Source organism: Mangrovactinospora gilvigrisea (genome assembly GCF_001879105.1).
Lineage (GTDB): Bacteria > Actinomycetota > Actinomycetes > Streptomycetales > Streptomycetaceae > Mangrovactinospora > Mangrovactinospora gilvigrisea.
Map to the genome: position 1 here is coordinate 24,604 of NZ_MLCF01000030.1, position 11,010 is coordinate 35,613.

The window sequence follows — 11,010 nt, forward strand, 5'->3', positions numbered from 1 at the left end:
ACCCGGGGCGGGAGCGCCCGAACCGGACGGACGGTGATCGTTCCCACCTCCTCGGGCCGGCTGCCTGCGGCAGCGGCGGATCGCGCCGGGCCTCCGGCGCGCGCTCACAGTACACCGCCGCGCCGCAGGCCGGTAACGGTTCCGCACGGCCGCAACCCGCCGCGCCCGCCGTGCGTATTCGCGGATGGACAACGAAGGACAGCATGCGCTTACCGCACAGGGGGAGGGGGCGGTACCGGTGTCGCCGGAAATGATGAAGCGTCACCTCAGGATCGTCGGTCCGGACGAGCGCGCCGCTAGCGTGCCCGTCATGACCGACCGGATGGTGCGGCCGGCCGTCACCGAGGTGCGGCTCACCGGCTTCAAGTCGTACCGGAGGGCAGTGCTCCCCCTCGCCCCCCTCACCGTGCTCTGCGGGCCCTCCGGCGCGGGCAAGTCCAACGCCCTGGACGGCCTGGAGGTGCTCTCCCGGCTCGCGCTGGGCCGCCCGCTCGCCGAGAGCCTCGACGGCGGCGGCGACGGACCCGCCGCGCGCCCGGTGCGCGGCGGCGCCGCGGGCTGCGCGCCGCTCGACCGGCGCGGCTTCCTGCTGGGCTGCACCGTCGAGACCCGGCACGGCCCGATCCGGCTGGACGTCGCCGTGGAGGTGCGGCCCGAGCCGCGCATCGTCCGCGAGCGGCTCACCGGGCACGGCCGCATCCTGCTGGAGACGCTCCATCCGCACGGCGGCTTCGAGGGCGCCGGCTCGGCGCGCGGCACCCTGCACGGCGCCTGGCACTCGGATGTGCCGGGTGGTCAGATCCGCGCCCCCTTCGACGACGACCGGCTGCTCACCGCCCAGCTGCCGCTGCGGATCGCGGGCGCCACGGCGGCCGAGCGCCAGGTGTCGATGGCCGCCGAGGAGGTGCTCGTCGCGCTGCGCGGCGTCTACCCCAGCGAGCCGGTGCCGCAGTTGATGCGCGGGCCGGGGGTGCCGGGCGACACCATGCTGCGCCGCCACGCCGACAACATCGCGGCCGTGGTGGAGCGGATCCAGCAGGAGTGCCGGTTCCGGCACGGGCGGCTGCTGCGGGCGGTGCAGTCGGTGAGCCCGCTGCCGGTGCGGGCGCTGCAGGTGCGGCGCGAGCCGGGCCCGGGACGGGCGGGGGAGCGGCTGGTCGCGGGGTTCCGCGAGGCGGTCGCGGGCGGGTCCGGCGTCGGGTTCGGGTCCGGGTTCGGATCCGGCGCCGGGTCCGGGTCCGGGTCCGGGGACGACGGGCGGCTGGTGCCGCTGGAGTCCGCGTCGGACGGGCTGCTGCGCTTCCTCGCCTTCGCCTCGGTGCTGCTCACCGGGCCGGGCGTGCTGCAGATGGACCCCGTCGACGTGCCGGACGCCGACCGGCTGCTGACGGTGCTCGCCGAGGACATGGACGCCGGGATGGCGCGCGGCCAGCAGCTCGCGCTGCTGCGGCTGGCCGCCGAGATGTGCGCGCTGGGGCACGTCCGGGCGGTCGGCGCGGTGCACGACCCGGGCGCGGCCGCGGACGTGCCGGGCGCCGCGCTGGTGCACTGCCGGCGCGACCCGGAGACGGGCGCGAGCGTGCTGGCCCCGGTGGGCCGCCAGGCCGGCGGGACGGAACCGGTGCGGCTGGGCACCCTCGGCGCGGTGGCCGGGACGGCGGTCGAGGCGGAGGGCGTGTTGCCGCGGCAGCGGTCGGTCCGCGAGACGCGGATCGTCACCGGCATGCCGGGCGCCCGCGTTCGCCCGCTCCGCGCCGCCGATCCGGCGGGGGCGGACGGCACGGCGGGGCCGGGCGGCACGGCGGGGTCGGACGGCGCGGCGGGGCCCGGGAGCGGTAGAAACGGGGCGTGAACGACAACGAGCAGCAGCGGCCCCCGACCGTCCCCGAACTGCAGAAGCGGCTTGCCGAGTTCGCCGCGGCGCGGGACTGGGGGCCGTACCACACCCCGAAGAACCTGGTCGCGGCGCTGAGCGTGGAGGCGGCCGAACTGCAGGAGATCTTCCAGTGGCTGACGCCGGAGCAGTCGGCTGCGGTGATGGACGACCCCGAGCGGGCGCACCGGGTGCACGACGAGGTCGCGGACGTGCTGGCGTATCTGCTGCAGCTCTGCACGGTGCTGGACGTCGATCCGCTGGAGGCGCTCGCCGCGAAGATCGTCCGCAATGAGGGGCGCTTTCCGAAAGCCCGGTGAGCTGCGGCTTCGAGAGTTATCCACAGGCGCCGCGGCGGGTTTGCGGCGGGTCCTTCCCGGGGTGACAGCGTAGGGGGCGTCAGAACGAGGGGCGGGTCGCGGGAGCGGGGTGGGCCGGATGGGTGCGGCAGAGGTGCTGTGCGGGGGACGGGCCGAGGCGGAGCGCCGGCTGGCGCTCTGCGGGCGGGCGTTCGCGCTGGTGGAGGCGATTGGCGAGCGGCTCGGGCGGGAGATGCCGGGGGCGGCGGTGGAGGCGGCGGCGCTCTGCGGGTCGGCGGCGCTGGCGCGGGCCGCGCTGCCGGGGGCGGAGCCCGGCGCCGAGGCCGATGCCGAGGCGTACGCGGACGTCGAGGCCGAGCTGGACGTGGCCGCCGCGCTCGCCGGCCTCGCCCTGCTGCTCGGCCGGGTCCGCGCCACCCTCCATGCGCTGGACGACGGCGAGCTGCGGGAGGACACCCTGGCGGCGACGGGGGAGATCAACGACCGGCTGCAGCAGCTGGCCCGGGCGATCCGGGGGAGGGGCGGCGGCGCGGTGCCGTGAGGCGCGGGCACGGCGGGGCGGGCGTGGTGGGAGTGCGTGGCGGGTGCGCCGGGTGCGCCGGGTGCGCCGGGTGCACCGGCTGCGGGGCCGATGGGCCACGATGGGGGAATGGACCTCGATCTTCGCGTCTTCACCGAGCCCCAGCAGGGCGCCACCTACGACGAGCTGCTGGCCGTCGCCCGCGCCACCGAGGAGGCGGGCGCCTTCTCGGCGTTCTTCCGCAGCGACCACTACCTGAGGATGGGCGACGTCTCCGGGCTGCCCGGCCCCACGGACGCCTGGCTCACCCTCGCCGGCCTCGCCCGGGAGACCTCGCGGATCCGGCTCGGCACGCTGATGACCGCCGCCACCTTCCGCTACCCCGGGCCGCTGGCCATCCAGGTGGCCCAGGTGGACCAGATGTCCGGCGGGCGCGTCGAGTTCGGCCTGGGCTCCGGCTGGTACGCGGAGGAGCACACCGCCTACGGCATCCCCTTCCCCAAGGCCAAGTTCGGCCGCCTGGAGGAGCAGCTCGCGGTGATCACCGGCCTGTGGGAGACGCCGGCCGGCAAGACCTTCGACTTCGAGGGGACGCACTACACCCTCAAGGACTCGCCCGCGCTGCCCAAGCCCGTGCAGCCGAAGATCCCCGTGCTGGTCGGCGGGCACGGCGCCACCCGCACGCCGGCCCTGGCGGCCCGGTTCGCCGACGAGTTCAACCTGCCCTTCGGCAGCGTCGACGACGCCCGCACCCAGTTCGGCCGGGTCCGCGACGCGGTCGCGGCGGCGGGCCGGCCCGCCGAGTCGATGCGCTACTCGGCGGCGCTGGTCTCCTGTGTGGGCCGGGACGACGCGGAGGTGGCGCGCCGCGCCGCGGCGATCGGGCGGGAGCCTGCGGAGCTGCGCGAGAACGGGCTGGCGGGGACGCCGGCGGAGGTGGTCGACACCATCGGCCGCTATGCGGAGGCGGGGGCGACGCGGTTCTACTTCCAGATCCTCGACATCCACGACCTGGACCACATCGCCCTGATCGCCGACGAGGTGGCGCCGCAGCTGGGCTGACGGCGGGTCGGGTCCGCGCCCCCAGCGTTTCCTCGGACGACGTCGACGCGATGGCGGTGCGTCACCGCGGCGCCGTCCCCGCGGCCTAGCGTCGACGCCGTGAACGCTCCGCGGAAGGCCGCGGCGTCGACGGGGGCAACAACGGCGCCGCGCATCCTGCCGAGTCGGACCGTGCCCCCGCGGACCCCGCCCACCCGGCTGTGGGCCCAGGCCGGCATCGCGCTCCTGCTGCTCGCCGTCCTCGCCGCCCTGACCAGCCTGGCCGCGCTCCGGCTGCGCGCCGACCTCCGGGACCTCACCACCACCGCCCGGACCCGCGCCGCCGCCGCCTACCAGCTGCACGCCACGCTCGCCGACCTGGACGCCCAGCACACCGCCGGGCTCGTCCCCGGCGGCGGGATCGGCAACCGCCAACTCGCCCTGACCAGCGCCCGGCTGCTGCGCACCCAGGCCGGTGCGCTCATCGCCGACCTCGCCGAGGACGGCTCCGCGCACGCCCGCGTCGCCGTCCTGCTCGACGTCCTCTCCCGCTACGACGCCACCACCGCGCGCGCCGACGACGCCGCCGGGCTGGACCACCCGCCGGGCCGGCCGCCGCAGCTCGCGCTGCTCCACACCGAGCAGTCCGGCGACCTCTTCGACACCGAGGCGCTCCCCCAGGCGGACGCCCTCGCCCGCGCCTACACCGACCGGGCCGCCGATCTCGCGGACCGGGCCGGCACCGCCGGGACGGTCCTCGGCGGCGCCACCGCCGGGCTCGGCGCGGCCACCGTCGGCTTCCTGGTCTGGTGGCAGCGCGACCTCGCCCGCCGCTACGGCCGCCGGTTCAGCCCGGCGCTGCTCGGCGCGACCGTCCTCACCGCCGCGGTCGCGGTCAGCGCCCCGCTCGCCGTGCTCTCCGCCGCCGACGACACCCGCACCGCCGTCTCCGGCGGGCTGCGCGCCTGGCAGGACGCCGCCGCCGCCCGCGTCTCCGCCGCCCGGGCGGCGTCCGCGCAGGCCTCCTGGCTGGTCGTCGATCCGTCCCAACGCCCCGCCCTCGCCCAGCAGTTCGCGGCGGACACGCGCCGCATCGCCACCGTCCCGGACGCCGCGGTGCGGCAGCGCCTCGCCGTCCTCACCGCCGACGACCGCCGGCTGCGCGCCCTCGGCGGCGCCGCCGACAGCGCGCGGGCCGCCGATCTGCTCACCGGGGTGGCCCGCCGCCATCTCGCCTTCGACGTCTACGACGTCGAGGTCCACCTGGACGCCCGCGCCGCCGCGCGGTCCGCCGCCTTCGACGCCGCCACCGGCGCCGGCCGCGCCGACCTCGCCCCGCATCCGGCGCTGCCGCTGGCGCTGCTCGGCGCCGCCGCGGTCGGCGCCTGGCTGGGCGTCAGGCCGCGCCTCGCCGAGTACCGCTGACCCCGCCGGTGCGCCCCGGTGGACCCGCCGGCGCGCCCCGGTGAACGCGCCGCCGCATCCGCCCCCGGGTTCCGCTCGAGGCGCTTGTGGCAGGACGGTGACGAAAACCAGTACCTGGGATGACCTGCGGCTCAGCATACTGGCGGGGTGTTTCTGACGATCTCGACCAGCGGCGGGCCCGACGCGCCCGCGACCGACCTCGGCTACCTGCTGCACAAGCACCCCGATCGTGCACAGCGGTTCTCCACCTCCTACGGCGACGCGCATGTCTTCTACCCCGAGGCGGGCGCGGACCGCTGCACGGCGGCGCTGCTGCTGGAGGTCGACCCGGGCGCCCTGGTCCGCCGAGGTCGCGGCAAGGGCCGCGGCGGCGCGCCCGACGCGACGCTCGCCGAGTACGTCAACGACCGCCCGTACGCGGCGTCCTCGCTGCTCGCGGTGGCGCTCAAGGCCGTCTTCGCCAGCGCCATGAAGGGCCGCTGCGACGCCCGCCCGGAGCTGGTCGACGCCCCGCTGCCGCTCACCCTGGCGCTGCCCGCGGTCCCCGCGCGCGGCGGCGCCGAGCTGCTGGCCCGGCTCTTCGCGCCGCTCGGCTGGGAGGTGGCGGCCGAGCCCGTCGCCCTCGACGAGCGGTTCCCCGAATGGGGCGAGTCGCGCTACCTCGCCGTCCGGCTGACCGGCCGGATGCGGCTGGCCGAGGCGCTGCAGCACCTCTACGTCCTGCTGCCGGTGCTGGACGGCGCCAAGCACTACTGGGCCGCGCCGGACGAGGTCGACAAGCTGCTCCGCTCCGGCGAGGGCTGGCTGCCCGCGCACCCGGAGCGGGATCTGATTGTGCGCCGCTACTTCCAGCGCCGCACCTCGCTGGTGCGGGAGGCCGACGAGCGGCTGGAGATGGCCCGTCTCGCCGAGGCCGACGACCTCGAACTCGAGGAGCTGGACAACGCGGTCGCCGCGGAGGAGGCGGAGGAGGCTGCGGAAGGGGAGGCCGCCGGAACGTCCGGCGAGGACGCGTCCGACGCCGGCGTCCCGGAGGCCGCCCCCGCCGAGCGGCACGTCCCGCTCGCCGAGCAGCGCCGCACCGCGCTGCTCGACGCGCTGCGCGCCTCCGGCGCCCGCCGCGTCCTCGACCTGGGCTGCGGCCCCGGCCGCCTGATGCAGGACCTGGTGAAGGAGCGTCAGCTGGAGGAGATCGTCGGCGTCGACGTCTCCGTCCGGGCCCTCGCCATCGCCCGCCGCAAGCTCCGCCTGGACCGCGCCGGTTCGATCTCGGAGCGCCAGGCCGGCCGCATCAAGCTGCTGCAGGGCGCCCTCACCTACACCGACGCCCGCCTGGACGGCTATGACGCGGCCGTCCTCCAGGAGGTCATCGAGCACCTCGACGAGCCGCGGCTGCCCGCGCTGGAGCACACCGTCTTCGGCGCCGCCCGCCCCGGGACCGTCCTGGTCACCACGCCCAACTCCGAGTACAACGTGCGCTGGGAGACGCTCCCGGCCGGGCACGCCCGGCACTCCGACCACCGCTTCGAGTGGGACCGCGCGACGTTCCGCGGCTGGGCGGAGAAGGTGGCGTCCCGCTACGGCTACACCGCCGAGTGGCGGCCCATCGGCCCGGACGACCCCGAGGTCGGCCCGCCCACCCAGCTGGCCGTCTTCACCAGGAAGCCCGACGCCGACCCGAACCCAAAGCCCGCCGCCGACCCGAACGCGAAGCCCGACGCCCCCGAGGAGCACGTCCGATGACCCGCCTCGCCGTACCCGACCTGTGCCTGGTCGTCCTCGTCGGCGCCACCGGCTCGGGCAAGTCCTCCTTCGCCCGGCGCCACTTCCTGCCCACCCAGACCGTCTCCTCGGACACCTGCCGCGGCGTCGTCTCCGACGACGAGGGCAGCCAGGAAGCCACCAAGGACGCCTTCGACCTCGTCCACTACATCGTCGGCAAGCGCCTCGCCGCCGGCCGGCTCACCGTCGTCGACGCCACCAACGTCAAGCCCGAGGACCGCCGCCACCTGGTGGAGGTGGCCCGCGAGCACGACGTGCTGCCGGTGGCGATCGTCCTGGACGTGCCGCCGGAGGTGTGCGCCGAGCGCAACAGCACCCGCCCGGACCGCGCCCACATGCCCGCCCACGTGGTGCCCCGGCACGTCCGCGAACTGCGCCGGGGGCTGCGCTCGCTGGCCCGCGAGGGCTTCCGCACCGTCCACCACCTGCGCGGCGCGGCGGAGATCGAGGCCGCCGAGATCGCCCTGGAGCCGCGCTACAACGACCTGCGCCACCTCACCGGGCCGTTCGACATCATCGGCGACATCCACGGCTGCCGCTCCGAGCTGGAGTCGCTCCTCGGCGAGCTGGGCTACGCGGTGGAGCGCGACGAGTCCGGCCGCCCGGTGAACGCCCGTCACCCCGAGGGCCGCACCGCGGTGTTCGTCGGCGACCTCGTCGACCGCGGCCCGGACAGCCCCGGCGTGCTGCGCCTGGTCATGGGCATGGTGGAGGCGGGCAACGCGCTCTGCATCCCCGGCAACCACGAGAACAAGCTGGGCCGCGCGCTCTCCGGCCGCACGGTGCAGACGACGCACGGCCTCGCCGAGACGCTCGCCCAGCTGGAGGCGCTCCCGGAGGGCGAGCGCGAGGAGTTCACCGCCCGGGTGCGCACCTTCATCCGCGGCCTGATCAGCCACTACCTGTTGGACGGCGGCAAGCTGGTGGTCGCCCACGCCGGGCTGATCGAGAAGTACCACGGCCGCACCTCCGGCCGGGTCCGCTCCTTCGCCCTGTACGGGGACACCACCGGCGAGACCGACTCCTACGGCCTGCCGGTGCGCTACCCGTGGGCCGAGGAGTACCGCGGCCGCGCGTCGGTCGTCTACGGCCACACCCCCACGCCCGGCGCCAAGTGGCTCAACAACACGCTGTGCCTGGACACCGGTTGCGTCTTCGGCGGCCGGCTGACGGCGCTGCGCTGGCCCGAGCGGCAGATCGTCGACGTGCCGGCCGAGCGGGTCTGGTACGAGCCGGTGCGCCCGCTGGTCCCGGAGGGGCCGGGCGGCCGCGAGGGGCGTCCGCTCGACCTGCGCGACGTCTCCGGGCGCCGGATCATCGACACCCGGCACGCCGGACGGATCTCCGTCCGCGAGGAGAACGCCGCCGCGGCGCTGGAGGTGATGAGCCGGTTCGCCGTCGACCCGCGGCTGCTGGCCTACCTGCCGCCGACCATGGCGCCCTCGGCGACCTCCGCGCGCGAGGGGTACCTGGAGCACCCGGTGGAGGCGTTCGCCGGCTACCGGGCCGACGGGGTGCGGCACGTGGTGTGCGAGGAGAAGCACATGGGCTCGCGGGCCGTGGTGCTGGTGGCGAAGGACGAGGAGGCCGCGGAGCGGCGCTTCGGCCTGGCGTCGCCGGGCACCGTGGTGACGCGGACCGGCCGGCCGTTCTTCGATCCGTCGGACGGGCGGGAGGCGGCGGTGCTCGCCGCGGTCCGCGACGCGATCACCGCGGCCGGGCTCTGGAAGTCGCTGGAGACCGACTGGCTGCTGCTCGACTGCGAGCTGATGCCCTGGTCGCTGAAGGCGGGGGAGCTGCTGCGCCGCCAGTACGCGGCGGTGGGGGCGGCGGCCGGGGCCTCGTTCCCGCCGGCGCTGGCCGCGCTGCGGTCGGCGGCCGAACGGGGCGTGGACGTCGGCGCGCTGACGTCCCGCCAGGAGGCGCGGGACGGGGCGGCGTCGCTCTTCCGGGATGCCTACCGCCGCTACTGCTGGACGGTGGACGGCATGGACGGGGTGCGGCTGGCGCCGTTCCAGCTGCTCGCGGCGGAGGGCCGCAGCCTGGCGGCCGTCCCGCACGCCGAGCAGCTGGCGTGGATCGACGCACTGGTGGCGGCGGACGGCACCGGCCTGCTGCGCGAGACCGGCCGGCTCTTCGTCGACACCGAGGACGAGGCGTCGGTGGCGGCGGGCGGCCGCTGGTGGACGGAGCTGACGGAGGCCGGCGGCGAGGGCATGGTCGTCAAGCCGGCCGAGGCGCTGGCGACCAAGGACCACCGGCTGGTGCAGCCGGGCGTGAAGGTCCGCGGCCGGGAGTACCTGCGGATCATCTACGGCCCGGAGTACACCGAGCCGGAGCGCCTGGAGAAGCTCCGCGGCCGCGGCCTGGGCCACAAGCGGTCGCTGGCGCTGCGCGAGTACGCGCTGGGCCTGGAGGCGCTGGACCGGCTGGCCGCGGGCGAGCCGCTGTGGCGCGTCCACGAGGCGGTCTTCGCGGTCCTCGCCCTGGAGTCCGAGCCGGTCGACCCCCGGCTCTGAGCGCCCCGCCCCCGCCGCCCCCGGCGTACCCGCCCCCTGGGGGGACCGGGGCGGAGGGGCGGCGAGCCCGGCACCGCGGAGGCCGGCGTGAGGCACTCGCCGAACGCCTCGATCCGGGCGACCACTTCGGCCGGCTCCCCGCCGATCGGCATCTGCCGCGCCCAGGCCAGCAGCGGGCGGCGGCTCTCGGCCGTCGGGTAGGGGGCGAGGTACGGCGCCAGCGCGGCCTCGTCCAGCGGGTGGAGGACCCCGCCGGTGTAGGCGCCGCGGATCAGGGCGTCGCTCTCCAGGCCGAGCGCCTCGCCCTCGCCGGGCCGCCGCAGCCGCGCGGTGCGCTCGCGCGCCTGGGGCGACAGCTCGTCGGCGTCGAGCGGCTTCACGATCGCCTCGAAGAGGGCCAGCCCGCGCACCCGGCCGGCGTGCCGGGCCGCGAAGTCGCAGGCGAGCGTGCCGCCCCAGTCGTGGCCGACGAGGATCACCCGGTCCAGCCCGAGCGCGTCGAACCAGGCGTCGAGGTAGCGGGCGTGCTCGGCGAAGGAGTGGTCGAGGCCGGCGGGCCGGCCGGAGTGCCCCATCCCGATGAGGTCGGGGGCGAGGACGCGGTGCGTGCCGAGGGGCAGTTCGGGCACGACGTTCCGCCACATCCAGGAGGACGCGGGGTTGCCGTGCAGCAGCACGATCGGCGTTCCGCCGGCGGACGCGGTGCCGTACTCCTCGTGGTGGAGGTGGGAGTCGAGAACGGGGGTGCTGGGCATGGCGGTTCTCCTCAGGCGTTCGACGCGGTCTTGCTCGCGGCCGCGGTCTCGGACTCGGACTTGCTCTCGGCGTCGGCGTCGGCGTCGGCGTCGGACTCGGCGTCGGACTCGGCGTCGGACACGGTCGCCGTCTCGGCGGCCCGCGCCGCGGCCGCCGCCGCGGCGACCCGGGCCAGCCCGGCGGGGTCGGCGGCCCACAGGACCTCGCCCGCCACACGGCTGAGGCGCCAGCCGTCCGGTGTCCGGACGGCGCGCAGCCGGGCGCGCTCGCCGAGGGCGTTGGCGGGCGCCCGGCCCTCGCCGACCATCACCATCAGCCGGCTGATGTCGAGGTCGGCGCGGTCGCCGTCGACCTCGATCAGCGTGCCGGTGTGCAGATGCTGGGTGGCGGTCCACCGCCCGTGGGTGCGGGCGGCCTCCCGGGTGATCTCCTCCAGCCCGCGGAGGACGCCGCCCGGGGTCGACACCTCCGCGTCGGGGGCGAAGATCTCGGCCGTCTCGGCCGTGGTGAAGCGGCTGTCGTCGAGCCAGCGGTCCCAGCGGGCGAGCAGCTCGGTGAGGGCGGCGCGGTCGTCGTGCACGGTCATGGCGGCGGTCTCCGTTCGACGTTCAACGATGGCGTTAGCTCCACTAACGTTTGTGGCACTAACGAAACTAGACCGTTAGGAGCACTAACGCAAGGGGTACGATCCGCTCATGTCCGCAGACCCCCGCCGCCTGCACCCCGGCCGCCCGCTGCACGGCTCCCCCGCCGCCACCCCCGCCCGCCTCGCGG

General features: G+C 76.4%; 8 protein-coding genes and 1 pseudogene. 7 read left to right on the forward strand and 2 right to left on the reverse strand.

Annotated elements, in window-relative coordinates; all coding sequences use genetic code 11:
* The first annotated feature begins 310 nt into the window (after nucleotides 1-310).
* The 7 genes from BIV57_RS07755 (at nucleotide 311) to BIV57_RS07785 (ending at nucleotide 9,480) form a co-directional block, all read left to right on the forward strand.
* Complete coding sequence (locus tag BIV57_RS07755) at nucleotides 311-1,852, forward strand: AAA family ATPase (protein ID WP_071655928.1); 1,542 nt, start codon at nucleotides 311-313, stop codon at nucleotides 1,850-1,852.
* Entirely contained in the window at nucleotides 1,849-2,193 is a 345-nt protein-coding gene (locus tag BIV57_RS07760; RefSeq protein WP_071655929.1) for a nucleotide pyrophosphohydrolase, read from the forward strand. Before BIV57_RS07755 ends, BIV57_RS07760 begins: the two co-directional genes overlap by 4 nt.
* Before the next feature lie 118 nt (nucleotides 2,194-2,311).
* Nucleotides 2,312-2,734, forward strand: a complete 423-nt coding sequence (locus BIV57_RS07765) for a hypothetical protein (RefSeq protein ID WP_071655930.1) — start codon at nucleotides 2,312-2,314, stop codon at nucleotides 2,732-2,734.
* 108 nt (nucleotides 2,735-2,842) lie between these two features.
* On the forward strand, nucleotides 2,843-3,775 hold the full coding sequence (locus BIV57_RS07770; RefSeq protein ID WP_071655931.1) for an LLM class F420-dependent oxidoreductase: 933 nt from the start codon (nucleotides 2,843-2,845) through the stop codon (nucleotides 3,773-3,775).
* A 99-nt stretch (nucleotides 3,776-3,874) separates the two neighbouring features.
* Nucleotides 3,875-5,179, forward strand: coding sequence for a hypothetical protein (locus BIV57_RS07775; protein WP_139275509.1), 1,305 nt, complete (start codon nucleotides 3,875-3,877; stop codon nucleotides 5,177-5,179).
* A 147-nt stretch (nucleotides 5,180-5,326) separates the two neighbouring features.
* Nucleotides 5,327-6,922, forward strand: a complete 1,596-nt coding sequence (locus BIV57_RS07780; protein ID WP_071655933.1) for a 3' terminal RNA ribose 2'-O-methyltransferase Hen1 — start codon at nucleotides 5,327-5,329, stop codon at nucleotides 6,920-6,922.
* On the forward strand, nucleotides 6,919-9,480 hold the full coding sequence (locus tag BIV57_RS07785; RefSeq protein WP_071655934.1) for a polynucleotide kinase-phosphatase: 2,562 nt from the start codon (nucleotides 6,919-6,921) through the stop codon (nucleotides 9,478-9,480). Before BIV57_RS07780 ends, BIV57_RS07785 begins: the two co-directional genes overlap by 4 nt.
* 92 nt (nucleotides 9,481-9,572) lie before the next feature.
* On the opposite strand, the pseudogene BIV57_RS07790 reads toward BIV57_RS07785, so the two are convergent.
* A pseudogene (locus BIV57_RS07790) lies at nucleotides 9,573-10,235 on the reverse strand (haloalkane dehalogenase); the annotation flags it as partial.
* Nucleotides 10,236-10,246: 11 nt separating this feature from the next.
* Nucleotides 10,247-10,822: a nuclear transport factor 2 family protein gene (locus BIV57_RS07795; protein ID WP_071655936.1), complete on the reverse strand. Its 576-nt coding sequence runs from the start codon at nucleotides 10,820-10,822 to the stop codon at nucleotides 10,247-10,249.
* Nucleotides 10,823-11,010 lie beyond the last annotated feature (188 nt).